Annotated in this window: 26 protein-coding genes; 14 read left to right on the forward strand and 12 right to left on the reverse strand. The window is 70.1% G+C overall.

Going from position 1 to position 24,196, the window contains the following annotated elements; genetic code table 11:
• Positions 1-193: 193 nt before the first annotated feature.
• The 3 genes from ACWEFL_RS22375 to ACWEFL_RS22385 all read right to left on the reverse strand — a co-directional run bounded on the left by ACWEFL_RS22375 (position 194) and on the right by ACWEFL_RS22385 (position 3,519).
• Positions 194-2,029 carry a glycoside hydrolase family 15 protein gene (locus ACWEFL_RS22375; protein WP_451715360.1) on the reverse strand — a complete coding sequence of 612 codons (1,836 nt, stop codon included), beginning with the start codon at positions 2,027-2,029 and terminating at the stop codon, positions 194-196.
• A 348-nt stretch (positions 2,030-2,377) separates the two neighbouring features.
• On the reverse strand, positions 2,378-2,587 hold the full coding sequence (locus ACWEFL_RS22380; RefSeq protein ID WP_451715361.1) for a hypothetical protein: 210 nt from the start codon (positions 2,585-2,587) through the stop codon (positions 2,378-2,380).
• 35 nt (positions 2,588-2,622) lie between these two features.
• A complete protein-coding gene (locus tag ACWEFL_RS22385; RefSeq protein WP_451715364.1) occupies positions 2,623-3,519 on the reverse strand; it encodes an IS701 family transposase in 897 nt (298 codons plus the stop codon).
• Positions 3,520-3,530: 11 nt separating this feature from the next.
• Here ACWEFL_RS22385 and ACWEFL_RS22390 point away from each other — a divergent pair, with 11 nt between their 5' ends.
• Positions 3,531-3,923 (forward strand): helix-turn-helix domain-containing protein, encoded by a 393-nt coding sequence (locus tag ACWEFL_RS22390; RefSeq protein ID WP_451715367.1) that lies wholly within the window; start codon positions 3,531-3,533, stop codon positions 3,921-3,923.
• Positions 3,924-3,993: 70 nt separating this feature from the next.
• Here the strand turns inward: ACWEFL_RS22390 and ACWEFL_RS22395 are convergent, their stop codons facing one another.
• Positions 3,994-4,719, reverse strand: coding sequence for a uridine kinase (locus tag ACWEFL_RS22395; protein ID WP_451715370.1), 726 nt, complete (start codon positions 4,717-4,719; stop codon positions 3,994-3,996).
• Between the two features lie 303 nt (positions 4,720-5,022).
• On the opposite strand from ACWEFL_RS22395, the gene ACWEFL_RS22400 reads away from it, so the two are divergent.
• The 7 genes from ACWEFL_RS22400 to ACWEFL_RS22430 all read left to right on the forward strand — a co-directional run bounded on the left by ACWEFL_RS22400 (position 5,023) and on the right by ACWEFL_RS22430 (position 11,240).
• Positions 5,023-5,874: a HipA family kinase gene (locus tag ACWEFL_RS22400; protein WP_451715373.1), complete on the forward strand. Its 852-nt coding sequence runs from the start codon at positions 5,023-5,025 to the stop codon at positions 5,872-5,874.
• 8 nt (positions 5,875-5,882) lie between these two features.
• Positions 5,883-6,269, forward strand: a complete 387-nt coding sequence (locus ACWEFL_RS22405; RefSeq protein WP_451715643.1) for a DUF3037 domain-containing protein — start codon at positions 5,883-5,885, stop codon at positions 6,267-6,269.
• Between the two features lie 167 nt (positions 6,270-6,436).
• Positions 6,437-7,198 (forward strand): 3-oxoacyl-ACP reductase FabG, encoded by a 762-nt coding sequence (gene fabG / locus ACWEFL_RS22410; protein ID WP_451715376.1) that lies wholly within the window; start codon positions 6,437-6,439, stop codon positions 7,196-7,198.
• A gap of 16 nt (positions 7,199-7,214) precedes the next feature.
• The gene (locus tag ACWEFL_RS22415) at positions 7,215-8,024 is read left to right on the forward strand and encodes an SDR family oxidoreductase (RefSeq protein WP_451715378.1); all 810 of its coding nucleotides are present in this window, start codon (positions 7,215-7,217) and stop codon (positions 8,022-8,024) included.
• Between the two features lie 116 nt (positions 8,025-8,140).
• Positions 8,141-9,721 carry an ABC transporter substrate-binding protein gene (locus tag ACWEFL_RS22420; protein ID WP_451715381.1) on the forward strand — a complete coding sequence of 527 codons (1,581 nt, stop codon included), beginning with the start codon at positions 8,141-8,143 and terminating at the stop codon, positions 9,719-9,721.
• A 98-nt stretch (positions 9,722-9,819) separates the two neighbouring features.
• Positions 9,820-10,503 carry a uracil-DNA glycosylase gene (locus ACWEFL_RS22425; RefSeq protein ID WP_451715383.1) on the forward strand — a complete coding sequence of 228 codons (684 nt, stop codon included), beginning with the start codon at positions 9,820-9,822 and terminating at the stop codon, positions 10,501-10,503.
• 263 nt (positions 10,504-10,766) lie between these two features.
• Positions 10,767-11,240, forward strand: coding sequence for a hypothetical protein (locus tag ACWEFL_RS22430; protein ID WP_451715385.1), 474 nt, complete (start codon positions 10,767-10,769; stop codon positions 11,238-11,240).
• Positions 11,241-11,320: 80 nt separating this feature from the next.
• Here the strand turns inward: ACWEFL_RS22430 and ACWEFL_RS22435 are convergent, their stop codons facing one another.
• Complete coding sequence (locus tag ACWEFL_RS22435; protein ID WP_451715387.1) at positions 11,321-11,776, reverse strand: hypothetical protein; 456 nt, start codon at positions 11,774-11,776, stop codon at positions 11,321-11,323.
• Between the two features lie 270 nt (positions 11,777-12,046).
• Here ACWEFL_RS22435 and ACWEFL_RS22440 point away from each other — a divergent pair, with 270 nt between their 5' ends.
• Positions 12,047-12,952, forward strand: coding sequence for a Gfo/Idh/MocA family protein (locus ACWEFL_RS22440; protein ID WP_451715645.1), 906 nt, complete (start codon positions 12,047-12,049; stop codon positions 12,950-12,952).
• On the opposite strand, the gene lnt is transcribed toward ACWEFL_RS22440, so the two are convergent.
• From lnt to ACWEFL_RS22470, 6 genes are all read right to left on the reverse strand, one after another.
• Positions 12,876-14,438, reverse strand: coding sequence for an apolipoprotein N-acyltransferase (gene lnt / locus ACWEFL_RS22445; protein WP_451715390.1), 1,563 nt, complete (start codon positions 14,436-14,438; stop codon positions 12,876-12,878). The two genes, ACWEFL_RS22440 and lnt, sit on opposite strands and share 77 nt — an antisense overlap.
• Before the next feature lie 116 nt (positions 14,439-14,554).
• The gene (locus tag ACWEFL_RS22450; RefSeq protein ID WP_451715392.1) at positions 14,555-15,013 is read right to left on the reverse strand and encodes a nuclear transport factor 2 family protein; all 459 of its coding nucleotides are present in this window, start codon (positions 15,011-15,013) and stop codon (positions 14,555-14,557) included.
• Positions 15,014-15,186: 173 nt separating this feature from the next.
• Positions 15,187-16,428 (reverse strand): methyltransferase, encoded by a 1,242-nt coding sequence (locus tag ACWEFL_RS22455; RefSeq protein WP_451715394.1) that lies wholly within the window; start codon positions 16,426-16,428, stop codon positions 15,187-15,189.
• Positions 16,429-16,561: 133 nt separating this feature from the next.
• Positions 16,562-16,750 carry a hypothetical protein gene (locus ACWEFL_RS22460; protein WP_451715396.1) on the reverse strand — a complete coding sequence of 63 codons (189 nt, stop codon included), beginning with the start codon at positions 16,748-16,750 and terminating at the stop codon, positions 16,562-16,564.
• A 268-nt stretch (positions 16,751-17,018) separates the two neighbouring features.
• Positions 17,019-17,891, reverse strand: coding sequence for an undecaprenyl-diphosphate phosphatase (locus ACWEFL_RS22465; RefSeq protein WP_451715399.1), 873 nt, complete (start codon positions 17,889-17,891; stop codon positions 17,019-17,021).
• A 183-nt stretch (positions 17,892-18,074) separates the two neighbouring features.
• Positions 18,075-18,782 (reverse strand): TVP38/TMEM64 family protein, encoded by a 708-nt coding sequence (locus ACWEFL_RS22470; protein ID WP_451715401.1) that lies wholly within the window; start codon positions 18,780-18,782, stop codon positions 18,075-18,077.
• 49 nt (positions 18,783-18,831) lie between these two features.
• On the opposite strand from ACWEFL_RS22470, the gene ACWEFL_RS22475 reads away from it, so the two are divergent.
• The 4 genes from ACWEFL_RS22475 to ACWEFL_RS22490 all read left to right on the forward strand — a co-directional run bounded on the left by ACWEFL_RS22475 (position 18,832) and on the right by ACWEFL_RS22490 (position 22,314).
• Complete coding sequence (locus ACWEFL_RS22475; protein WP_451715404.1) at positions 18,832-19,548, forward strand: DNA alkylation repair protein; 717 nt, start codon at positions 18,832-18,834, stop codon at positions 19,546-19,548.
• 340 nt (positions 19,549-19,888) lie between these two features.
• A complete protein-coding gene (locus ACWEFL_RS22480) occupies positions 19,889-20,056 on the forward strand; it encodes a hypothetical protein (RefSeq protein WP_451715407.1) in 168 nt (55 codons plus the stop codon).
• 94 nt (positions 20,057-20,150) lie between these two features.
• Positions 20,151-21,320 (forward strand): elongation factor Tu, encoded by a 1,170-nt coding sequence (gene tuf / locus ACWEFL_RS22485; protein ID WP_451715410.1) that lies wholly within the window; start codon positions 20,151-20,153, stop codon positions 21,318-21,320.
• Positions 21,321-21,522: 202 nt separating this feature from the next.
• Entirely contained in the window at positions 21,523-22,314 is a 792-nt protein-coding gene (locus tag ACWEFL_RS22490; protein ID WP_451715648.1) for a spermidine synthase, read from the forward strand.
• A 271-nt stretch (positions 22,315-22,585) separates the two neighbouring features.
• On the opposite strand, the gene ACWEFL_RS22495 is transcribed toward ACWEFL_RS22490, so the two are convergent.
• Positions 22,586-23,635 carry a hypothetical protein gene (locus ACWEFL_RS22495; RefSeq protein ID WP_451715412.1) on the reverse strand — a complete coding sequence of 350 codons (1,050 nt, stop codon included), beginning with the start codon at positions 23,633-23,635 and terminating at the stop codon, positions 22,586-22,588.
• Positions 23,636-23,728: 93 nt separating this feature from the next.
• On the opposite strand from ACWEFL_RS22495, the gene ACWEFL_RS22500 reads away from it, so the two are divergent.
• Positions 23,729-24,181, forward strand: a complete 453-nt coding sequence (locus tag ACWEFL_RS22500; protein ID WP_451715415.1) for a DUF4442 domain-containing protein — start codon at positions 23,729-23,731, stop codon at positions 24,179-24,181.
• Positions 24,182-24,196 lie beyond the last annotated feature (15 nt).

The following is a 24,196-nucleotide window of genomic DNA, read 5'->3' on the forward strand; positions in this document are numbered from 1 at the left end:
CCCCGGCACGGCCGCCGACTACAAGGCCCGCGTGAGGCCCTCCGCGAGGGATGTCCCCCTGCCGTCCTGGGCAACCCTGCCGCACCGCCGTCGGCCCAGCTACCGCCGGGTCCCTCGACGCTCGTCCGCACCGCTGCCCATAGCCGTTCACCCGCAGCACTTCGGCCACCGCCGTCCCGGCGGGGGTGCCGCGTCAGCCCAGCGCGCGGTCGAGGTTGAAGGCGGCGCTGATCAGCGAGAGGTGGGTGAATGCCTGGGGGAAGTTGCCTTGCTGTTCCCCGGTCGGGCCGATCTCCTCTGCGAACAGACCGAGGTGGTTGGCGTAGGTGAGCATCTTCTCGAAGGCGAGCCTGGCCTCCTCCAGCCGACCTGCGCGGGCCAGCGCCTCCACGTACCAGAAGGAGCAGATCGAGAAGGTGCCCTCGGGGTCGTGCAGGCCGTCCGGGCTGGCGGTCGGGTCGTAGCGGTACACCAGCGAGTCGGAGACCAGGTCAGCGGTGAGCGCGTCCAGGGTGGAGAGCCACTTGGGGTCGGTGGGCGAGATGAACTTGGCCATCGGCATCATCAGCAGCGAGGCGTCCAGCACGTGGTCGTCCAGCCCCTGGACGAACGCCCCTCGCTCGGCCGACCAGCCGCGCCGCATGATCTGCCGGTAGATCGCGTCCCGGGACTCCCGCCAGCGGGGCAGGTCCGCCGGCAGACCGCGGCGGTTCGCCATGCGCATCGCGCGCTCCAGCGCCACCCAGCACATCAGCCGCGAGTACACGAAGTTCCGCCGGCCCGCCCTGGTCTCCCACACCCCCTCGTCGGGCTGGTCCCAGTGCTCGCACAGCCAGTCCACCACGGCACCGACCTCGTCCCAGCGCTCACTGCTGATCGGCTGCCCCCACTTGTCGTAGAGGTAGATCGAGTCGATCAGCGCACCGTAGATGTCCAGCTGGAGCTGGCCGGTGGCGGCGTTGCCCACCCGGACCGGTGCGGAGCCGAGGTATCCCTCCAGGTGTGGAAGCTCATGCTCGGGCAGCTCGACGCGCCCGTCGATGCCGTACATGATCTGCAACGGACCGCTCTCCCCCGTGCCCCGCAGGATGCCCCGCTCGGAGATGAACCCTATGAACGCCTCGGCCTCCGAGGTGAACCCCAGGCGCAGCATCGCGTAGACGCAGAAGGCGGCGTCGCGGACCCAGACGTAGCGGTAGTCCCAGTTGCGCTCGCCGCCGATCCGCTCGGGCAGGCTGGTGGTCGGTGCGGCGACGATCGCGCCGGTCGGCGCGTAGGTGAGCAGCTTCAGCACCAGCGCGGAGCGGTTCACCATCTCCCGCCACCGCCCGTGGTAGCGCGAACCTGCCAGCCAGTGGCGCCAGAACCGGACGGTCGCCTCGGCCTGCTCCTGGGCCTCGGCGCGCGGGCACGACCGGGCCGGGACTTCGTCGCCGATCTGGTCGAGGGCGAACACGTTGGACTCGCCCTCGAGGAGTTTGAAGTGCGACGACACGTCCAGGCCGTCGCTTTCCAGGGGTGCGGTGGCGGTCAGCGCGAGCGTCAGTGACGGGGAGCGGAACACCGCCGTGTGGCCTTCGAGGTGCGTGGTGTGCGCTTCGGCGCCGTAGCCGAAGCGGGGGGCGATCCGCGCCCTGAACGGGAGGGTTCCGCGGACGCAGACCACCCGCCGGATCAGCCGGTGCCGGGCCGCCTCGCGCGACTCGTCGACCACGGGCATGAAGTCCTGGATCTCCGCCACCCCGTCCGCGGCGAAGAACCGCGTGATCAGCACGTTCGTGTCGGGGAAGTAGAACTGCCTGGTGCGGGTCGGGACCTCGGCGGCCAACTCGAACGACCCGCCCCGGTCGGCGTCGAGGATGGACCCGAAGACGCTGGGCGCATCGAAGCGCGGGCAGCAGTACCAGTCGATGGTGCCGTCCGTGCCGACGAGGGCGGTCGTACGAAGATCGCCGATCAGGCCGTGCTCGGAAATCGGGATGTAACGGCCGCCGTCCGTCTGCTCGAAACCAGTCGTGTCGAACGCCATGCCGGCCTCCCTGCCGCTACGGGCCGGGCTGGATATGAAGCCTCGCTTTTCATGGTAGACCGCTACTCGAGGCGGGGGTCCGACGGAGCCGTGCGGACAGGACTCGGCAGCCCCTGGGCCGCGGTATGTCTAGCGCTGCTGGTGATCGCCCGGCGCAGCCCGATGTGGTCGGGCCCGTGGGTCGTTCGGAGGCCGGATCGGGCTAGTACTGCAACCGCATCTGTGGGTTGTGGCCTCGGCGTTCGTAGTGGGAGCGGCGGGCTCGGGCCTGGCTGCGTCTGCGGAAGTGTGACCAGCGCAGGTGGTGCTCGTTGGTGTGGTGGCGGGGTGCGGTGACGATATGGCCGATCAACCGGCGGATCTCCGGGACGCTGAGGGGTATGAGGTCTTGCTCGCCACCTGCTGTGCCCCTTTTGCGGCTTCTGTGGCGCGGGTGGCGGCGAGGTAGGCGAGGACTGCCATGGCCAGGGTGATGTGCCGGTACCAGGCGCGGTAGAGCCTCACCTGGTAGTGATCCAGGCCGCACTCGGCTTTCGCGATCTGGAAGCACTCCTCCACAGCCCACCTCGCTGCGGCGACTTTGACCAGGTCTTTCAGCCGGGAGGAGGCTGGTCCATAGCAGACGTAGTAGGCGATCTCGGCGGGGTCGCTGACGCTGCGGCGGGCCAGCACCCAGTGCCCGAAGCCGCCTTCTCCGCAAGGGCGGATCGCGACGCGCGCCCAGTCGTAGATCCGCTCCCCGTGCGCACCGGCTCCGCCCGACAGACGCTTCCAGTGTTGCCGGGCAGTGCGGCGGTCAGGTCGTCGACCCGGGTCTCCGTCCGGCCGGCGGTGATCACCGTGTCGTTGACCTTGGTGGCCAGAACATAGGCGACCTGACGTTCCTCCAGCCATACTCGTAGGTGCTTGACCTGCCCGTATGCCTCGTCAGCGGTGACCCACGCGAACGGGACGCCCGCGTCGATGGCACGTTGCAGCATCCACTTGAAGTGTTCGTTCTTGGTCGCGAAGGGGATCTCCTCGTTGATCCCGGCCGCGTGGCATCGGTCGCGGTCGTCCGTCCAGGAAACGGGGATGTAGAGCTCGCGATCGATCAACGCCCGTCCCTTCGCGGAGGCGTAGGCGAGGAATGTCCCGATCTGGCAATTCTCCGTTCGGCCTGCGGTGCCGGTGTATTGCCGCTGGACGCCGGCAGACTTGGTGCCCTTCTTCAGGAAACCGGTGTCGTCCCCGATCAGGACCGCGTCCTTGGCGCCGATGGTCTCCACAACGAAGTCACGCACGTCGTCGCGGACAGCGTTCTCGTCCCAGTCCGAGTGGTTGAGCAGACGCTGGACGCCGTCCGGGCGGAGCTGCCCGACCTGCTCGGACAACGTCCACCCGTTCTTCCTCTCCAACGGCGCGAGGAGCCCGTTCAGATAGTCCAGCGCCCTCTCACGGGGCTCCGACCTGCCGAAATGGCGGGCGAACCGGGCATGCAGCCCGGCCATCCCCTCGGACCATGACTCGACCTGCTCAACCGTCAGCGCATCAGCACACAGTCATACCAACGAGACCACTGGACGCCCGTCACGCCAGATGCGGTTGCAGTACTAGTACTGCAACGGTCCTAGAACTCGGTTGGCAGGAGTCGCGGCGGTGGGACCGTACGGTTGCCTGGACACTCGACGAGTCGGACGTCGCGCTCGCCGACGTCCCGGCCGGCCCGGGGGTCTTTGCCTCCGCGCTGGACCAGGGCAGGACCGGCGGACGGCCCCCGCGACTTACCCCCGAGCAGGCCGAACAGGCTCAGCAGCTCTACGACTCCAACACCCCAGTCCCGAAGATCGCCCGCACCCTCAAGGCGGCACCCGCCACGATCTACCGCTACATCACACCCAAAGCAGCGAACTGACGGCCGCAGGGCAGTCGGCGTGCTCCGTCGTCGTCGCTCGCCGACACCGCCCGTCAGCACCATCCCGACGTCACGGTGTCACGATCTGCGGACGCGCGAACGTCGAGTTGTCGATGACGACATCCATCATCGGCAGCGGGTCGACTTCCTGAATATAGATGCCCTCGGCCACCAGATACCTGTTGCGGTGGATCGACTCGGCTTCAGACCCGGCCCAGTTCTGGTCACGCTCGGCACCTCGCCGAACGGACAGCTCCGCATCGACCTGCAACCAGATCCGGAAATCCCAGTACTCATTGATCTCAGGCCGGAACGCGAAGACACCATCCACGATCAGCACGGCGTCCGCCTCAAGCGGCGTCGTTTCCGATGAGTGATCTCGCTGGGTCAGCGGGTCGATGCTGCACAGCACGCAGGCTGTCGCTTCCGATGACCGGCAGGGATCCAGCAGCAGGCGTTTGACCAGCTCATAGTCATACGCGTTGCGGTAGTACCCCTCACCAGACTCCCGGTCATACAGATGCCGGTCCCTCCACGGCTTCTTGAAATCGTCGAGAGTCACCCGGAGCACGGGCCGCGCCGCAGCACTGATCCACTCAGCCAGTTCATGTCCGAAGCTCGTCTTCCCAGCGGCGGTGAAGCCGTCGATCCCTACGAGCAGACGGCCCTGCCCGAGATTCAGGACGCGCTTGGCGATCTCTTCGACCAGCATGCTGCGCTCGACGGAGGCCGCCGGAGGGCAGGGCTGCCGCCAGGACGAAGCCGAATGATGCACGTCCGCCTGTGGTGATCTCATGGGACGAACCTATCGGCTGACCCAACGGCCAGGAAGATCACCGATCAGCAGTCAGAGCGCTGACCGGCCACGGCTGTCCTCGCAGGCCAGCAGACACGATGAAGTGAGACAGCCGTCGGCATCTGCTCAGCGCGGGCACGATGAGATGAGACACGGGCGTGGTCCCCTCTCACACCAAAGAGCATCATCGCTGGTCAGCAGGCCCAGATTCTCCCCAGGGCCAACGGGGCGAGGCATCGCCTGGCCGGGCGGTATGACTCTGTCTGCGGATTCGCAGGGAACTGGGCCGTATAGCCTGGGGAAATGCTGACAGAGGTGACAGCGACCCGCTATGTCACGCCCCTGCGTGAGGGCGGTTCGCTCCCGGGCATCGTCGAAGCCGACGATCTCGGTACGTACGTCATGAAATTCACCGGTGCGGGACAGGGTCGCAAGACCCTGGTCGCCGAGGTCGTCTGCGGCCGGCTCGGCCGCAGGCTCGGACTGCGGGTGCCCGAACTGGCCGCCATCCAGCTCGACCCGGTGATCGGTCTCGGCGAGCCCGATCAGGAAGTCCAGGAACTGCTGAAGGCGAGCGGCGGACTGAACCTCGGCATGGACTTCCTGCCGGGGTCCATCGGCTTCGACCCGCTCGCCTACGAGGTGGACCCGGCCGAGGCCGGACGGGTCGTCTGGTTCGATGCGCTGATCAACAACGTCGACCGCTCCTGGCGCAACCCCAACCTGCTGGTCTGGCACGGCGATCTGTGGCTCATCGACCACGGCGCCACGATGATCTGGCACCACAACTGGCCCGGCGCCGCCGCGTCCGCCGCCAAGCCGTACGACGCCTCCGACCACGCACTCGCCCGCTTCGGGCCGGACATCGAGGCCGCCGCCGCGGAACTGGCCCCCCTCGTCACCGAGGAACTGCTGACCGAGGTCACCGCCGACGTGCCCGCCGAGTGGCTGGTTGACGAGCCCGGCTTCGCCACCACCGACGCCCTGCGCCGCGCCTATGTGGAGACCCTGCTGCCACGCGCCGCGACGATCCACCGGCGAATCACCCTCGGCGAGCCCACCGGGCACCGGCCCTCGCGGGCACCGGGCTGGCTGACGGGACGTCCGGCGGACACGTCGGACACAGGGGACACGGGAAAGGGGACGGACGCGTGAGCGGGCGGATGACCGGCGACCGGATGGTGTTCGAGTACGCGCTGCTGCGGGTGGTGCCCAGGGTCGAGCGCGGCGAATGCTTCAACGCCGGAGTGGTCGTCTACTGCCGCGCCAGGTCCTTCGTCGCCGCCCGTACGCATCTGGACGAGGCGAAACTGGCGGCACTGGACCCCGAGGCCGATGTGAGGGGAGTGCACGCCGCGCTGCACGCCGTCGAGAATGTGTGCCTCGGCGGAGACGACGCCGGACAGGCGGCCCGTGACGACGCCGGCCGCCGCTTCCGCTGGCTCGTCGCCCCGCGCTCCACCGTAGTCCAGCCCGGCCCCGTGCACACCGGTCTCACCGCCGACCCGGAGGCCGAGGTGGAGCGGCTGCTCGGGCTGCTGGTGCGCTGAGCAGGTCCGTCTGTCCGCCATACGTGACACGGCGCACCCGGCGGGCCGTTGACACCGGGTGCCGGGGCTTCTAGCGTCACCTCTGCTGAAGGTACTAAGCGGTTGCTCATCCGAGTGGCGTACGGAACGCACCGGACGGACCGCATCCAAGGGCGAGGAGAACCAGCATGTCCACCACCGAGCAGCGCGTCGCGGTCGTGACCGGAGGGGCGCGTGGCATCGGCGCGGCCACCGCGGTACGGCTGGCGGCCGAGGGCCGGGCCGTCGCCGTACTCGATCTCGACGAGGCGGCCTGCGAGGACACGGTCGAGAAGATCACCTCGGCCGGTGGCAAGGCCGTGGCGATCGGCTGCGATGTGTCCGACGGCGCTCAGGTGGAGGCCGCGGTGGCGCGGATCGCCGCCGAACTCGGCGCGCCGACGATCCTCGTCAACAACGCGGGCGTCCTCCGTGACAACCTCCTCTTCAAGATGAGCGAGTCCGACTGGGACACGGTGATGAACGTGCACCTCAAGGGCGCGTTCCTGATGGCCAAGGCGTGCCAGAAGCACATGGTGGACGCCGGGTTCGGCCGTATCGTCTCGCTCTCCTCGTCCTCCGCGCTCGGCAACCGCGGCCAGGCCAACTACTCCGCCGTCAAGGCCGGACTCCAGGGCTTCACCAAGACCCTCGCCAAGGAACTCGGAAAGTTCGGCATCACCGCGAACGCCGTCGCCCCCGGCTTCATCGTCACCGAGATGACCGCCCAGACGGCCGCACGCGTCGGCATGGGCTTCGAGGAGTTCCAGGCCGCGGCCGCCACCCAGATCCCGGTCCAGCGCGTCGGACGCCCCGAGGACGTCGCCGGTGCCATCGCCTTCTTCACCGGCGACGACGCCGGCTTCATCTCCGGTCAGGTGCTGTACGTGGCCGGCGGCCCGCTCAACTGAACGGGGAGCAGCGGACATGACCACCCAGCACACCGAGCACACCGAGCCCGCCGAGAAAGCAGACGGCGCACGGACGCCCGACAGCGGCAGGGTCGCGCTGATCACCGGCGCGAGCCGGGGCATCGGCTATGGAGTCGCCCAGGCGCTCGCCGCCCGCGGCGACCGGCTGTGCATCACCGGCCGGGGCGCGGACGCGCTCAAGGACGCGGTGGAGCGGCTCGGCGGCCCGGAGAGGGTCGTCGCCGTCGCGGGCAAGGCGCATGACGAGGTTCACCAGGCGGAAGCGGTGGAGCGCACGATGGAGGCGTTCGGCCGGGTCGACTTCCTGGTCAACAACGCGGGCACCAACCCCGTGTACGGGCCTATGGCCGAACTGGACCTGAATGTCGCGCGCAAGGTCTACGAGACCAATGTGATCTCGGCTCTCGGCTTCGCCCAGCAGACTTACCGTGCCTGGCAGAAGGAGCACGGCGGTGCGATCGTGAACATTGCGTCCGTCGCCGGTCTCTCTCCTTCGCCCTTCATCGGGGCCTATGGCATGAGCAAGGCGGCGATGGTCAATCTGACCCTCCAACTGGCGCACGAGTTCGCGCCCGGAGTGCGGGTCAACGCGATTGCGCCGGCAGTGGTCAAGACCAAATTCGCCGAGGCGCTGTACGAGGGCCGGGAAGCCGAAGCGGCTGCCGTGTACCCGCTTGGGCGGCTCGGAGTGCCGGAGGACATCGGAGGGGCGGCAGCGTTCCTCACATCCGACCAATCCGATTGGATCACGGGACAGACATTGGTCGTCGACGGAGGTATCTTCCTCAATGCCGGAGTGCGCTGAGCAAACTGCGTGATTTATTGGTGAATGAGCCAAGTGCCCTGCCGGGACTCCAGGTTGACCCGGCAGGGCACTGCGGTATGGTCGGCCGATCCAGGCTCAACGAGGAGCGTGCGCACGTGTTCTACCGGACCTGTCTGCAGGGCACCGCGGCCCTGGCGTCCATATCCCTGCTCGCGGGATGCGGTCTGTTCTCCGACGCCGAAGCGGACGGCGACCAGAAGATCTCGGTCGGTACGACGAGCGAGCCTTCCGCGCTCGATCCCGCCGCGGCCTGGGACGGTTCATGGGAGCTGTACCGGAACGTCTTCCAGACCCTGCTGAGCTTCCCGACGGGGAGCACCACCCCGCAGCCCGACGCCGCCAAGAGCTGCGGTTTCATCGACTCCGGCAACAGGGTATACGAGTGCGAACTGCGCTCGGGCCTCACCTTCTCCAATGGTGAGAAGCTCGACGCCGCCGCCGTGAAGCACTCCATCGACCGGATTCGGAAGATCGGTGTCAAGAGCGGCCCCAGCGGACTGCTCGGCTCTCTCGTCAAGGTCGACATCAGGGGCGATCGCCTCGTGAAATTCACCCTCAAGTCCTCCGACACCACATTCCCCTTCATCCTTGCCACGCCCGCCACTTCCCTCGTCCCGCCGAAGCAGTACCCGGCGGACAAGCTCCGCGAGGACGGAAAGGTCACCGGGTCGGGCCCGTATGTTCTCAATGCGTACAACAAGGGCGAAAAAGCAGAGCTGGGCAAGAACGGCAGGTACCAGGGCTTTGCCAAGCGCAAGAACGACGCCGTAACGATTCGCTATTTCAAGGATTCGGACGTGATGGTGGATGCGCTCAAGAAGAAGCAGATCGACGTGACCTACCGGGGTCTGACGGCCGACGAAGTCATCGAACTGCAGAAGGGGCTTCCTGAGAACGATCACCTTCGGCTTGTCGAGACGGTCGGCGCGGACATCCGCTATCTCGTCTTCAACTCCCAGGACCCCGTGGCGGGCAAAATCGCCGTTCGCAGAGCCATTGCCCAGGTCATCGACCGGGGTGCGCTGGTCGCGAAGGTCTATCAGGGCACCGCCGAGCCGCTGTACTCGATGGTCCCGAAGGGAATCTCCGGCCACACGACCGAGTTCTTCGACCGCTACGGCGACCCCGATGTGTCCAAGGCCCGCGAGATTCTGAGGGACGCGGACATCGAGCGGCCGGTAACCCTGGACTTCTGGTACACCACCGATCGCTACGGCTCGGCCACCGCGCCGGAGTTCGCCGAGATCAAGCGGCAGCTCGAAGCCTCGGGACTCTTCAAGATCAATATCCAGGGCAAGCCGTGGAGCGAGTTCCAGAAGGGCTACAACGCCGGCTCTTACCCCGTCTTCGGTCGGGGCTGGTTCCCCGACTTCCCGGACCCGGACAACTTCATCGCGCCGTTCGTCGGCGAGGACAATGTGCTGAGCACTCCGTACGAGAACTTCAAGATCACCCACGAGCTGCTGACCGCGTCCCGGCGCGAGAGCGACCGCGGTGCGGTGACCAGGCAGTTCGAGGAGGCCCAGGAGATCCTGGCCAGCGATGTCCGGCTGCTGCCGCTGTGGCAGGGCAAGCTCTACGTGGCCTTCGGCGAGGAGATCGGCGGGAGCGATCGGGCCCTCGACCCGCAGACGGTCATGCAGATGTGGGAACTGTTCCGCAAGGCCAGCTGGTAGACCGGCGACCCGGGCGAGCCCTGGGGGCGGGGCCCGTTGTCAGTGGGGCCCGGTAGGTTCTGTGATCGGTAACAGAACGCACTTCGGAGGTTGTTGACGTGACCGACACCGACATGCTGCCCGAGTCCTGGCGCGGCGTCCTCGGCGAGGAACTGCAGAAGCCCTACTTCAAGGAGCTGACCGAGTTCGTCGAGGAGGAGCGGGCGAAGGGGCCGGTCTACCCGCCGCGTGAGGAGGTCTTCGCCGCCCTCGAGGCCACACCGTACGACAAGGTGAAGGTGCTCATCCTCGGTCAGGACCCCTACCACGGGGAGGGGCAGGGGCACGGTCTGTGTTTCTCGGTGCGGCCGGGGGTGCGGACCCCGCCCTCCCTGCGGAACATCTACAAGGAGATGCAGGCCGAACTGGGCCACCCCATTCCGGACAACGGGTATCTGATGCCGTGGGCCGAGCAGGGCGTGCTGTTGCTCAACGCGGTGCTCACCGTCCGGGCCGGCGAGGCCAACTCCCACAAGGGCAAGGGGTGGGAGAAAGTGACGGACGCGGTGATCAGCGCCGTCTCCGCCCGTCCCGACCCCGCCGTCTTCGTCCTCTGGGGCAACTACGCGCAGAAGAAGGCCCCCCTGATCGACGAGACACGGCATGTCGTGGTGAAGGGGGCGCACCCCTCGCCGCTGTCCGCGAAGAAGTTCTTCGGCTCGCAGCCCTTCACGCGGATCAACGAGGCGATCGCGGCCCAGGGCCATGAGGCCATCGACTGGCGCATCCCCGACCTCGGCTGAGGCGGTCGCGGCGGATCCGGGCCGCGCCCCGGTCACGGCTCGCGCGAGCCGGCCGACCGGCGGACGGGAAGTGGCCGGTACGGGGCCGGGCATCCGGGTGCCGGCAGGGGCCGGGGGAGAGCGCGCCCGGCTGACGGGCTCGGGCCACGGCCCGAGCCTGTGCCGCTTCGCGTGTCGCGGAGGTTAGCGTCATAGGGCGCGTTGATCCTGGCGATACGCCATGGATCGGACGCTATGTCGCCGCACGGATGTGGGAGGCCGCAGTGACGGAGCAGCAGGAGGCGTCGAAGGACGCGGTCATGACCCGGATCGGCCAGGCGGTCATGCTGCTGCACGGGGGTGACCGGGAGGAGGCGAGGAATCGGTTCGGCGTGCTGTGGTCGGAGATCGGGGAGACGGGGGACGCGCTTCAGCGCTGTGTGCTCGCGCATTACATGGCGGACACCCAGGACGACCCCGGCGACGAACTGGCCTGGGACCTGCGGGCACTCGCCGCAGCGGACGGGCTCGGCCGGGAGCGGTCGGCGCACCGGGAGACGGCCCGCGCGGTGCGGGCCTTCTACCCCTCGCTCCATCTCGACATCGCCGCCGACTATGTGAAGCTGCGTCGGCCGGAGGCCGCGCGGGTCCATCTCGACCGGGCACGGGCGGCGGTACGGGCGCTGGGCGACGACCGGCACAGCGACAGGGTCCGTGCGGCCGTCGACCGGCTGGAGTGGCGGCTGAGGGCGGAGTAAACGGAGTGGAGCAGACGGAAGGTACCGGGTGCGCGGCCGTCTCCCGAGTGCCAGGGCCGGGGGCGCTTTGCGCCCGGTGCTCAGGGGCCGTACACCTCACGGCAGAACCTGGCCTCCGGGTCGTCACTTCGCCAGCCTCCGTAACTCTCGGCCAGGGCGCAGACATCGGGCGGCAGGCCGTTCGGGTACGGGAGTGGGGTACGGGGAGCGGGCCGCGGGACCGGGGCGGGCCGCCGTACGGGCCGCTGTGCGGTCGGCTCGGCGCGGTCGGGTCGGTGCGGCCGCCGGGTCTCCCGCGGCGGCGCGGCCGGGGGAGCGGGTGTGGAGACCGTCGGCTGCGGGGGCGGTGCCTGAAGCACCTCGCGGACGGGACCCTGCACGATCTGCGGCCTCGCGGCCGGGGCCGGACCGGCGGTGATCCGGGGCGTCGGCGAGGGACTCGGCCCGACGGCCACACAGCCGGACACGGTCAGTCCGGCGGCGGCCCAGACGGCCATCGTGACCAGGGGCTTCCACGTGGATGTCGTTCGCTGCACGCGCGCAACTCTGCTGTGCACGCGCCCCGTTCGCCGCCGTATGGGCGCACATTGGCCCGCACGGGTGACGCCGGTCGGTCCCCTGACGCCGCCGGGCGTCCGCCGTACCGCCGACGCCGTGCTCTCCCGGTCCGGCCGTGGCCTCGTCCTTCGGAGCCTCGACGTGATCGACGACCGGCAGCCGCCTCGGCGCACGTATGCTGACCGGGCGCGGAACCAGACAGGGAACCGTACGTGGAACGGTTGAGCGAATCTACTTCGGGAGGGCTTGTGAAGGTCGGCTGCATCGGTCTCGGCGATATCGCCCAGAAGGCGTATCTGCCCGTCCTCGGCGCGCTGCCGGAGGTCGAGCTGCATCTGCAGACCCGCACCGGGACGACCCTCGAACGGGTCGGCGACGCCTATCACATCCCGGCCGACCGCCGTCATACCTCCCTCGGCTCGCTGATCGACCGGAATCCGGACGCGGCCTTCGTCCACGCCCCGACGGACGCACACGCCGAGATCGTCGGGGCCCTCCTCGAAGCCGGGGTGCCGACCTATGTCGACAAGCCGCTCGCGTACGAACTGGCCGACTCACAGCGCCTGGTGGATCTGGCGGAGTCCCGCGGCACCAGCCTGGCCGTCGGCTTCAACCGCCGTCTCGCGCCCGGTTACGCACAGTGCCTGGAGCACCCGCGTGAGCTGATCCTGATGCAGAAGAACCGCGTCGGCCTGCCCGAGGCCCCGCGTGCCCTCGTCCTCGACGACTTCATCCATGTCGTGGACACCCTGCGCTTCCTGGTCCCCGGCACGGTCGAGCACACCGACGTGCGGGCCCGGGTCGTCGACGGACTGCTGCACCATGTCGTCCTCCAGCTGTCGGGCGACGGATTCACCGCCATCGGCACGATGAACCGGATGAGCGGCTCCACCGAGGAGATCCTCGAGGTGTCCGGCCAGGACACCAAGCGCGAGGTGCGCAATCTCGCGGAGATCGTCGACCACAAGGGACAGCCGAGCGTCCGCCGCCGGGGCGACTGGGTGCCGGTCGCCCGTCAGCGCGGCATCGAGCAGTCGGTGCTGTCGTTCCTCGACGCCGTCCGCGCGGGCAAGTTCCTCAGCGCGCGGGACGCCCTGAAGACCCATGAGCTCTGTGAACAGGTGGTCCTGCGGGTCCTCGAACAGACCGCCTGAGCGAGCGCGCCCCCGACACGGCGGCCGTCGTCGCGAGCACGGCGAGCGCGCCGTACACGGCCCAGTCCCCGTAGCGGACGTACAGGGACGTGCCCCGCGCCAACGGGATGTCGTAGACGGCCGCCGTACTGCTCCGGGTGGAGAGCGTCCGGCCGATCCGGCCGCCGTCGGGTCCGTACACGGCGCTGACCCCGGTGAGCGTGGCGTGCACCATCGGACGGCCGCTCTCGGCGGCCCGCAGCGCGGCGAGCGAGGCGTGCTGCTCCGGAGCCCAGCTGTCCTGGAACGACGAGGTCGCCGACTGGGCGATCAGCAGCTGGGCGCCGTCCCGCGCCAGACGCCGGCTCATATCGGGGAACGCGGACTCGAAGCAGACCAGCGGACCGATCCTGGGCCCGCCGTCCGGCAGGCTCATCACGGTCGGCCGTGTGCCGCGCAGCCTGTCCTCGCCCGCGGCCTTGCCCACCGAGGTCGCCCAGCCCAGCAGCCCACGGGCCGGTATGTACTCGCCGAAGGGGACCAGCCGCATCTTGTCGTAACGGTCGCCGGTCGGCCCCCGCGGACCCACCAGCACCGAACTCTTGAAGATCCCGCCCTTGCCGGAGGCGTCCACCCGGCGCGCGTCCACATTGACCAGCAGAGCCGCGCCGACCGCCTCGGAGAGCGCCGCGAGCCGGTCCGCCAGTTCAGGACGCTCACGAAGGTCCCGGCCCACGCTGCTCTCACCCCAGACCACCAGATCGAGGTCCTGCCCGGCGAGGCCGCGCGTCAGCTTCTCGCTCCGGTCGAAACGGCGGTCCGGCCCGGACAGGCCGTTGAAGACGCCCGGCTGGACCACAGCGACCGCGACGCGCTCCGACTCCGCGGGCCGGGGAGCCCACACCCAGACCGCCGCGGTGACGAGGGCGCAGGCCATGGAGCCGGCCACGGCCGCCGCACGGGCCTTCGGCACCGCGATCAGCACGGTCACCGCCGTGTTCACCGCCAGCACCAGCAGGCTCACCAGCCACACCCCGCCCACCGACGCGAGCTGCAACGCGGGAGGGACCTCCCACTGGCTGGCCCCCAGCAGCCCCCACGGGCCGCCGAGCCCTTCCCAGGACCGGGCCAGCTCGATCATCAGCCAGCCCGAGGGAACGACCGCGAGGGCCGCCGCCGCCCGGCCCGCCGAAGGCGTCCCGCCGAGCAGCGTGCGGACCAGCCACCCCCAGGGCGCCCACAGCAGCCCCAGCAGCGCGGCCAGCACCACGGTGAAGACATGGAGGCTGGGTATCAGCCAGTGGTGTACCGCGAGCATGAACCCGAGGCCGCCGAGCCATCCCTCCACTGCCGCACGACGGCCCGTCGGCGCGGTCCGTGTCAGCAGCATCCACGGCACCAGGGCGATATACGCGAACCACCACAGGGACGGTTCGGGGAAGGCGAGCGCGGGCAGGGCGCCGGCCAGGACCGCGGCGGCGGCACGCGCAACGGGAACACTCCGCATCCGCGCCTCCTCCTCCGGCTCCGATTCCCAAGGGACCGTGGACCGCGAGCTGCGCGCCCCCTTCAGTCTGTGGTCGGGCGGGGCGTCGATCAACACGGCCGCCGTCGGCGGGCCGCTCAGCCGGCGGAGAGCGTCCCCGTGCCGCGCCGCCACTTCTCGCTGATCACCACCGTGCTCAGCCGCCAGCCCTCGTCCGTACGGAGCAGACCGAAGGCGTACCGGCCGCCGGAGGCGTACTCTTCGCCCGACTCCAGCCGCATCGGGTTCACGTAGTCGGCCGTCACCTCGGCACGGTCGCCCGGATAGCCGCCCAGATCCTGGATGTGCACCCGGCGGTTGACGATGAGGTGCTGGCGTACGGGAAAGATCCGCATGGACTCGGCCAGCCAGTCGGCAACCTCAGACGCAGGGCCCTCGATCCCGCCCGAGCTGCGGTAATCCGCTCTCCCGTCGCGGGCGAACAGGGCCCGATAGGCGCTCCAGTCGGCGTCGTCCACGGCCACCGCGTACTCGGTGATCAGATCGTCGATGGCCAGCCGGTCCATCACCGTCGAGAGATCCACACGCTGCGTCATCGACTCAGTCTCGGGCAGCCGCCCTCCCACGCCAAGAGCCGTACACGCCAGTCACCCGTACTCGACGCGCAAACGGCCGATCCTCGCCAACTCTCCTGCCGGTACGCCGGTACGCCGGTACGCGCCGGTACGCGGGCACGTCGGCACCGCAGCCGACGCCGCGCGCGGACCGGTCACCGCTTCACCGCGCGCAGGACCACGAACTTCGGATCGCTCGCCACGACCTCACAGCCGCCGAACAGCCGGCGCAGCCGCACGTGGTACCCGAGATGGCGGTTGCCGACGATCCACAGCTCGCCGCCGGACCGCAGGGCGCGGCGCGCCTGGCCGAACATCCTGCGGGCCGTAGCGTCCGTGGTCGCCCGGTGCGAGTGGAACGGCGGATTGCAGAGCACCAGATCGACCGAGCCGTCCGGCACCCCGGCGAGCCCGTCGCCCACCGTGAACTCGGCCTTCTCGCCGGAGGCGACGTTGTCGCGGTAGGTCGCCTCCGCCGACGCCACCGCCGAGAACGATTCGTCGATGAAGATCACCGAAGCCCGCGGATTGGCGAGCGCCACCGCCGTGCCGACGACGCCGTTGCCGCACCCGAGGTCCACCACGCGCTCCGGGCCCCGGCTCTCCGGGAGGCTGCGCAGGAAGAACCTGGTGCCGATGTCGAGCCGGTCGGCGCAGAAGATGCCCGCGTGGTTGGTCACGGTCCGGCCCGAGAGCGTTCCGATGCCCTCGGGCAGCGCGTAGCGCAGCGGCCAGGGGCTGGGCGTGGGGCTGATCGAAGGGTCGGGCGCGGCGAAGATCAGCCGGGCCTTCCGCACCGCCCGCGATGTCCGCGTCGGCCCGATGAAGCGCTCGAACAGTCTCAGCGTCGAGGTGTGGATCTCACTGACCATCCCGGCGCCGATGACGACGGTCTCCGCGCGCACGGCGGGCGCGAGCCGCCGCAACTGGTCCTCCAGCAGCGCCAGGCTCTTCGGCACCCGTACGAGCAGGACGTCGATCCGCTCCGGAGCGGCGTCGCGGGCGGAGAGCAACCGTACCGAGTCGGCCCCGATCCCGTTGCGGGCCAGATTCGACCGGGTCGCCTCCTGGGTCAGGAAGGAGTCGGTGATCTGTACGGGGCTGTGCGCGGCCAGCGACACGGCCAGCGCCCCCCACCGGTCCCCGACGACGACCAGCGAACCGGACAGGTCCACCGGCCCGGACGGACCGGGGGCGGGCCCGGATGGCTCCGGTGACGCGGATGCCTCCGGTGAACCGGACGGACCGGGGGCGGGCCCGGAGGAATCAGGGGCCGGTCCGCTCAGCTCCCTCAGCAGATACTCGTCGGCGGCGTCCCAGGCGCGGAGGGGATCGCGGGGGTCCTCGGGAGAGCGGGCGAGCGCGAAGTCGCCCCATGACGTGGTCAGACGGTTCATCGTGCAGTCAGGCTAGCCGAGCCCCGGCAGCGCTCCACGCCGTCCTCCGGGAGGCCGTGATCCGAGTACCGGGCCGTGGCCCGGCGCGCCGCTCATGACAGGGCGGTGTCCCGCGCCCGGCGGGGCGAGCCGCTCAGGCGGCCCGCCCGACGTGCTCCAGCGCCGTCGCCCACCTCAGTACCAGCGCCTCGTACTCCGGCCGCCTCTCGTCGGGCAGCCGACCATCGGCCCACAGCTCGCGGATACGGGCGTTCAGCTCGGCCGCGGTCAGCGGCGGCGAGGCGGGCACAGCAGTCTCTGACTCGCGTGGAAGGGGGGACATGCGTCCAGGTTACGGCCTCGGCACAGGACCGGAACCCCTCGTGCGGGCCGGGGCGGACGTCTGCGGCCCGCACGAGGGGTTCCGGGCTCCGTCCCCGGCCGGGGTGAACAGGGCGGTTCCCGGAATCACGCCGTGGACGACGGGCCGATGTCGGCCCCTTCGCCGTGACGAACTTCATGATGCGCGCCCGCGTCCCGCGTCCCCGTGCACCGGCCGTCCCGCGGGCGGACGGCCACGCCGGGCCGACCGGTTCCCGCGCATCACGCCGTCAGTGCCCGGATTCACCCGCGTGCGGGCTCAGCGTGTCCGTGCCGACCAGGATGAACAGCGCGATTCCCAGGAGCACGCGGTAGATGACGAAGGGCATGAAGCTCTTCGTCGTGATGAACTTCATGAACCACGCGATGACCGCGTACCCCACGGCGAAGGCGACGACCGTGGCGAAGATGGTCGGCCCCCAGGACATATGCCCCTCGCCCGCGTCCTTGAGTTCGTACGCGCCGGAGGCGAGCACCGCCGGGATCGCCAGCAGGAACGAGTAGCGGGCCGCGGCCTCACGGGTGTAGCCCATCAGCAGGCCACCGCTGATCGTGGCACCGGAGCGGGAGACTCCGGGGACCAGGGCCATCGCCTGGCAGAAGCCGTAGATGAGACCGTCCTTGACGCTCAGATCCTTGAGCGTCTTCCGTTCCCTCACCGCCCGGTGCTTGCCGCCCGTCTCGTCGCGGGCGGCCAGTCGGTCGGCGATGCCGAGGACGATGCCCATGACGATCAGCGTCGTCGCGATGAGACGCAGATCGCGGAACGGGCCCTCGATCTGGTCCTTGAGGGTGATGCCCAGTACGCCGATGGGGATCGAGCCGACGATCACGAGCCAGCCCATCTGGGCGTCGTGGTCACCGCGCATCGATTTGTCGGTGAGCGAGCGGAACCAGGCGGAGACGATCCGGGCGATGTCCTTGCGGAAGTAGATCAGGACGGCGGTCTCGGTGCCGATCTGGGTGATCGCGGTGAACGCCGCGCCCGGATCGTGCCACCCCGCGAACGCGGCCGTGAGCCGCAGATGAGCGCTGGAGGAGATGGGCAGGAATTCGGTCAGCCCCTGGACGAGCCCGAGGATGAAGGATTCAAACCAAGACATGAAGAGCTACGCCACCCAAGAGATGATCATGATCTGACGGTGCGTGGGATTCCCGATCACGCGCCGGTTCCGAGGAAGCGTAGCGTCCTCGGGTGACGTCCGGCGCCATGGGTCCGCAGGCCGGAGGGGATCGTTCCTGCGGCCGGAAACGGCCCCGGCGCGGGCCCGGTGACGCCGGGCGGGTCAATTGCCGCGCAGCCGGTGCCGCTTGCGCCAGGCGACCACGGCCGCGATGAGCCCGGTCACCACGATGAAGCCCGTCGAGATCAGGAAGGCGGGAGACGTCGGCGAACTCGCCCGGCTGCCCGCGATGACGTACGCCGCCGTGTTGGGGATCGAACCCAGGGCCGTGGCCAGCAGAAACGGCGTGTATCCCATACGGGAGACGGCCGCGCAGTAGTTGGCCGCGGCGAACGGGAGGCCGGGGAAGAGCCGGATCGCCAGCATCGACCGGAAACCGTGGGCGCTCAGCTGATGGTCGGCCGCCGCCAGCCAGCGGCCCCTCAGCAGCGGGCGCAGCGCGTCCTGCCCCAGCAGCCTGCCGAGAGTGAAGGCGATTCCCGCGCCCAGAACGGTTCCGGCCAGCGCCGAGACCAGTCCCACCTGTGAGCCGAAGAGCGCCCCCGCCGCCAGATTGAGCAGGGGACGCGGTACGAAGGCCGCGGTGCACACCCCGTATCCGACGGCGAAGAGCACCACCGCGGCCGCACCGCTCAACTGGAGCGGCGGCCGCCCCTCCGAGAGCAGCCGCTGTGGCTCGTAGAGCAGTACCAGCGCCCCTGCCGCGGCCAGCATCAGCGCGAGCAGGGACAGCCGGGACCACGGTGAGAGCAACGCCTGGGCACAGCGGACGGCGAGCGGGGCGGAGGGCCTGGCGAGGGGCTCGAACATCCGGGGAGACTAACCGACAAGGAGAGGTGATCGCCGTAATCTGGGCCTCATGACTCCCGTGAGGACCCCCGCCGCACCGGACGGCGTACTCGCCGACACGGTCCTGAAACGGCTCACCGAGGTCTATCCGACACGGGCCGATCCGGTACGGGCCGAGAGCGCCGCCGCGTACATGAAGGGCATCGCGCCCTTCATCGGCCTCTACACCCGCGACCGCCGGGCCCTGTCCCGTACCGTGCTCGCCGGTCTCCCGGCCCCCGCCGAAGCGGACTGCGCCGCGATCGCCCTGCGCTGCTGGGAACTGCCCGAGCGGGAGTACCACTACTTCGCCGTCGACTATCTGGCCCGGTACGCCGGGCGCTGCTCCTCCGGATTCCTGCCCGTCGCCCGGCATCTCGTCGCCACGGTCTCCTGGTGGGACACCGTCGACGCGATCGCCGCGCATGTCGTCGGTCCGCTGGTGGCCGCCGACGGGGAGCTGACCTCCGCCATGGACGAGTGGATCGAGGACGACGACCTGTGGGTCGCGCGCACGGCCCTGCTGCACCAGCTCCGGTACAAGTCGGCGACGGACTCCGAACGGTTGTTCCGCTACTGCCTGCGGCAGGCCGGCCATCCGGACTTCTTCATCCGCAAGGCGATCGGGTGGAGCCTGCGGGAGTACGCGAAGACCGACCCCGACGCGGTACGGGAGTTCGTGGACTCGGCGCGGGACCGGCTCTCGCCGCTGTCCGTCCGCGAGGCGCTCAAGAACCTCGGGCCGTAGCGCCTTCCGGCCGGATGGGGCTGCCGGTCGGCCCGCGGTGTCCGGTGCGGTGTCCGTCGCCGGGCGGAGATTCGCCTCTCGTACGCGGTCGTCTGTGGTCGTCTGCGGTCGTATTCGCGCGCTCCGGTGACGCCGGGTGGGGGATGCTGCCCCGGCCGCCGGGCCGAGGGGAGTCGGCCGTCGCGGGCCGGTGAACGCCTCCGGTCGCGGCACCGGTTGATTCCCGGCGCCGGCGGACGATCCGTCACGACGCGGTCCGGCTCTTCGCACCGCTCCCCGCCCGACTCACCGACGGAAAACCGTTCGACGCCCGCCGGGCGGGTCGCTCATCATGGTCCACATGTTCCGGTACGCCTTCCTCTCAGCGCAGCCCGCGGTCGCGGGCACGCCGAAGGCTGCCGCATTCCTCGCAGCGGACATCGCGGCGGCGGTCGCCGCGTCCGTCGCCGCCGCCGTTGCCGTCGCCTCGGCGGCGGCCGCCGCGCCCGTCGACGGCGCCCGAAGCTGACCCTTCCCGGATCGTCCGGTGGGACCCCGCAGGGGGAGGGTCGGCAAGACCCGGGGGTCCTCACCACATCGCGACGTTCGAGGAAGAACACACCATGCCCAAGACGGCGTACGTGCGGACCAAGCCGCACCTCAACATCGGCACCATGGGGCACGTCGACCACGGGAAGACAACCCTCACCGCCGCCATCACCAAGGTGCTCAGCGGGCGGGGGAACGGCGTGTTCGTGCCGTTCGACCGGATCGACAAGGCCCCGGAGGAGGCGCAGCGGGGGATCACCATCAACATCGCGCACGTCGAGTACGAGACCGACACCCGCCACTACGCGCATGTCGACATGCCCGGACACGCGGATTATGTGAAGAACATGGTCACCGGCGCGGCGCAGCTCGACGGGGCGATCCTCGTCGTCTCCGCGCTCGACGGGATCATGCCGCAGACGGCCGAGCACGTCCTGCTCGCCCGCCAGGTCGGTGTGGACCACGTCGTGGTCGCGCTCAACAAGGCCGACGCCGGCGACGAGGAGTTGACCGACCTGGTGGAGCTGGAGGTCCGCGAACTGCTCACCGCGCACGGGTACGGCGGTGACACGGCCCCGGTCGTCCGGGTCTCGGGGCTCAAGGCGCTGGAGGGCGACCCGCGCTGGACCTCGGCGATCGAGGCGTTGCTCGACGCGGTCGACACCTATGTGCCGGTGCCGGTCAGGTACACCGACGCGCCGTTCCTGCTGCCGGTGGAGAACGTGCTCACCATCACCGGCCGGGGCACCGTGGTCACAGGTGCCGTCGAGCGCGGCACCGTCCGCGTCGGCGACCGTGTGCAGGTCCTGGGCGCGGACGCCGAGACCGTCGTGACCGGTCTGGAGACTTTCGGCAAGCCGATGGAGTCCGCCGAGGCCGGTGACAGTGTCGCGCTGCTGCTGCGCGGGCTTCCCCGTGACGCGGTCCGGCGCGGACATGTGGTGGCCGCGCCGGGAAGCGTGACGCCGAGCCGGCGGTTCACCGCGCAGGTGTATGTCCTCTCCGGCCGCGAAGGCGGTCGTACGACCCCGATCTCCACCGGGTACCGGCCGCAGTTCTACATCCGGACCGCGGACGTCGTCGGGGATGTCGACCTCGGCGAGCGGGGCGTCGCCCGGCCCGGTGACACGGTCACCATGACCGTGGAGCTGGGCCGTGACATCCCGCTGGAGCCGGGACTCGGCTTCGCGATCCGTGAGGGCGGCCGTACGGTCGGCGCCGGCACGGTCACGGAGCTGGCCTGACGGGCCTGTGACGCTGTGCGCCCGCCTCCCGCCGGAGGCGGGCGCACTCACCGTTCCGGCGAACCGCGCCCTGCACAATGGGACCGTGGACGAGCAGCCCCTCCCCGAACCGCAGGCAGAACCGCAAGCCGAGCCGATAGCCGAGCCGACGGCGGAGCCCGTTCCCGTCGTCCGGCGCGTGGATCACGGCACCGCCAAGCTGATGCCCGACATCGACCGGGCGCGGGCCTGGCTGCTCACCGTCGACGGCGCTCCGCAGTCGTATGTGGATCTGGACGAGCCCACGCATGTGGAGTTCGAGTACGCCCGAAGGCTCGCCCACCTCGTCGACGGCCACGCCCCGGACGGCGCTCCGCTCGATGTGCTGCACCTCGGGGGCGGGGCGCTGACCCTGCCCCGCTATGTGGCCGCGACGCGGCCGGGCTCCCGGCAGAGCGTCGTGGAGGCCGATCACGGACTGCTCGCGCTGGTCCTGGAACGGTTGCCGCTGCCCGCGGACTCCGGGATCGAGGTGCACACCGCCGATGCCCGTGCCTGGGTCGAGGCGGCGCCCGACGACTGCGCGGATCTGGCGATCGCCGATGTCTTCGGAGGCTCGCGGATCCCCGCCCACCTCACCTCGATCGAGTACGCGCGCGCGGCGGAACGCGTCCTGCGGCCGGGCGGCGTCTACGCCGCCAACCTGGCCGACAGCGCGCCGTTCGCCTTTCTCCGCTCCCAGCTGGCCACCTTCGCGGCGGTTTTCGGGGAACTCGCGGTAATCGCCGAACCGGCCGTGCTCCGGGGGCGGCGCTTCGGCAACGCCCTGCTGCTCGCCTCGCACGCGCCCATCGACACCGCCGCCCTCGCCCGCCGCACCGCGGCGGACGCCTTCCCCGCCCGTGTGGAGCACGGCCCGGCGCTGGCCCGGCTCATCGGAGGCGCGACCGCGGTCGGCGACCGGGACGCCCAGGCGTCACCCGAGCCGCCCGACGGCGCCTTCGGCATCGGGTGAGGTTCAGGCCGACCGCGCCCGCACGGGTCGACGGCTTGGCCAACGGCCTGGACGGGAGCTTCGAGGACGGACGGCTCGGACGGTGCCGGTCGGTCCGCCGGTCGGCACCGCCGGTCCGTCCGCGGCTCGGGCCGAGGTCTCGGGCTGTCGTCTCCCGGGTGAGGCCCGACCGGCGAGCGGTGGCACGCGGACCGTCCCGCTGCCGGGCGACCCGGCCGAACGGAGTGCGAGCCGACGGCGGGCACCGGGCCGAAGCCCGGCGGCCCGCGGGTCAGTTCGTCGGCTTGTCCCCGGACAGTCGCAGGGTGCTCAGGATCTGCCGGATGGTGGCATCCGGCACCTCTTCCTTCACGCCCTTGTCGGCGTACAGCACCCAGGACCTGAACTCGCCCGTCGGGTCCTTGAAGCTGAACGCGACCGCCTTGCCGTCGGTGTCGCACTTCCCGGTCTTCTTCACTCCGACCGCGGTCGCCGTCGACATACTGCCGCTCAGCCCCGACTTGGTGGTGTACGGCGTGGCCTTGACGACCTTGACCGTGCCCTTGGGCTCCTCCTGCGCGTAACCGGCCCAAGCCCAGTTGCCCGCCTCGTTGTACGCGGCCGTCTCGCTGTCCTTGGCGCCCCTGCCGCCCTTGGTGCCGACCGCCGCGAGGCCCGAGGTCTCCTGATTCCCGTCCCCGTCGGTGTCCTGGGAGCACCACTCGGATTTGAAGTACGCCGGGGCGGACATGGCGACGACGGGCGAACCGTCGCCCTTCTCGGCGTTCTCGAAGCCCGTGCTCACACCCGAGCTCGCGACCTCCCACTCCGGCGGAACGTCGAACAGCGTGCCGTGTTTGGGGTTGGTGACGACTTTCCAGCCCGCGATCGTCGGCTTGGCGTCCTCCTGGCCGCGCGGGTTCTCCACCGACGGTGAGGCCCCGCCCGGTGCCTGCGACGGGGACTGGGCCTCGGACCCCGCCGGGGACGACGGGGAGACCTTCCCGCCCTTGCCGGACGTGTTCTCGTCGTCGTCCCCGAGCACGATGACCCCGGTGACCACGGCGGTGGCGACCACGGCCGTGGCGGCGACGATCGCCACGACGGTCGTCTTCTTCTTGTCACCGGGCGGCTTCTGCCCGCCGGTCGGCTGTCCCGGCCCGGCGTACTGCGGCACGGTCGGCTGCTGGTACGGATTGGGCTGCTGGTTACCCGGCTGCTGATATCCGGGCTGCTGATAGGGATTCGGCTGCTGGTATCCCGGCTGCTGATACGGGTTCTGGTGCTGCGGGTTCTGGTGCTGCGGGTTCTCGCCCCCGGGCGGCTGCTGTCCTGGCCACATGGCCAGTAACGATAGAGGGGCGTCCCGGCGGCTGCCACGTCCGCCCGGTACGGGGGTGGCCACGACCATTACTCGCGGGTAACATCATGGGGTATGAGTACTGATCAGATGTCCGTGGGCGAGATGCTCGCCGCCACCGTCCCCATGGTCCGGACCCTCGGCCTCGAGTTCCTGGAGGCCACCCCCGAGCGCGCGGTGCTGCGCCTTCCCGACCGGACCGCGTTCCACAACCATGTCGGCGGTCCCCACGCCGGCGCGATGTTCACGCTCGCCGAGTCCGCGAGCGGCGCCATCGTCGTCGCCGCCTTCGCCGACCGGATGGACCGGGCCGTCCCGCTCACCGTGAAGGCGGACATCGCGTACAAGAAGCTGGCGATGGGCCCGGTCACCGCGACCGCGACGATCGGCCGTCCCGTCGCCGACATCCTCGCGGAACTCGACGCCGGAGGGCGTCCCGAGTTCCACGTGGACATCGAGATCCGGCGCGAGGACGGCGCGGTCACGGGCGAGATGGCCGTCATCTGGACCCTCCGTCCAGGCGCCTGAGCCCGCGGGGGATCA

The sequence above is a fragment of the Streptomyces sp. NPDC004838 genome (assembly GCF_053600955.1).

Coding starts and splice junctions, on each gene's coding strand:
- lnt (WP_451715390.1), bottom strand. CDS start 14,438: ATGCGGAGTGTTCCCGTTGCGCGTGCCGCCGCCGCGGTCCTGGCCGGC.
- fabG (WP_451715376.1), top strand. CDS start 6,437: ATGTCCACCACCGAGCAGCGCGTCGCGGTCGTGACCGGAGGGGCGCGT.
- ACWEFL_RS22395 (WP_451715370.1), bottom strand. CDS start 4,719: ATGAGATCACCACAGGCGGACGTGCATCATTCGGCTTCGTCCTGGCGG.
- ACWEFL_RS22415 (WP_451715378.1), top strand. CDS start 7,215: ATGACCACCCAGCACACCGAGCACACCGAGCCCGCCGAGAAAGCAGAC.
- ACWEFL_RS22490 (WP_451715648.1), top strand. CDS start 21,523: ATGCCCGACATCGACCGGGCGCGGGCCTGGCTGCTCACCGTCGACGGC.
- ACWEFL_RS22460 (WP_451715396.1), bottom strand. CDS start 16,750: ATGTCCCCCCTTCCACGCGAGTCAGAGACTGCTGTGCCCGCCTCGCCG.
- ACWEFL_RS22455 (WP_451715394.1), bottom strand. CDS start 16,428: ATGAACCGTCTGACCACGTCATGGGGCGACTTCGCGCTCGCCCGCTCT.
- ACWEFL_RS22450 (WP_451715392.1), bottom strand. CDS start 15,013: ATGACGCAGCGTGTGGATCTCTCGACGGTGATGGACCGGCTGGCCATC.
- ACWEFL_RS22500 (WP_451715415.1), top strand. CDS start 23,729: ATGAGTACTGATCAGATGTCCGTGGGCGAGATGCTCGCCGCCACCGTC.
- ACWEFL_RS22390 (WP_451715367.1), top strand. CDS start 3,531: ATGACTCGACCTGCTCAACCGTCAGCGCATCAGCACACAGTCATACCA.
- ACWEFL_RS22480 (WP_451715407.1), top strand. CDS start 19,889: ATGTTCCGGTACGCCTTCCTCTCAGCGCAGCCCGCGGTCGCGGGCACG.
- ACWEFL_RS22385 (WP_451715364.1), bottom strand. CDS start 3,519: ATGGCCGGGCTGCATGCCCGGTTCGCCCGCCATTTCGGCAGGTCGGAG.
- ACWEFL_RS22375 (WP_451715360.1), bottom strand. CDS start 2,029: ATGGCGTTCGACACGACTGGTTTCGAGCAGACGGACGGCGGCCGTTAC.
- ACWEFL_RS22475 (WP_451715404.1), top strand. CDS start 18,832: ATGACTCCCGTGAGGACCCCCGCCGCACCGGACGGCGTACTCGCCGAC.
- ACWEFL_RS22465 (WP_451715399.1), bottom strand. CDS start 17,891: ATGTCTTGGTTTGAATCCTTCATCCTCGGGCTCGTCCAGGGGCTGACC.
- ACWEFL_RS22470 (WP_451715401.1), bottom strand. CDS start 18,782: ATGTTCGAGCCCCTCGCCAGGCCCTCCGCCCCGCTCGCCGTCCGCTGT.
- ACWEFL_RS22405 (WP_451715643.1), top strand. CDS start 5,883: ATGACCGGCGACCGGATGGTGTTCGAGTACGCGCTGCTGCGGGTGGTG.
- ACWEFL_RS22400 (WP_451715373.1), top strand. CDS start 5,023: ATGCTGACAGAGGTGACAGCGACCCGCTATGTCACGCCCCTGCGTGAG.
- ACWEFL_RS22495 (WP_451715412.1), bottom strand. CDS start 23,635: ATGTGGCCAGGACAGCAGCCGCCCGGGGGCGAGAACCCGCAGCACCAG.
- tuf (WP_451715410.1), top strand. CDS start 20,151: ATGCCCAAGACGGCGTACGTGCGGACCAAGCCGCACCTCAACATCGGC.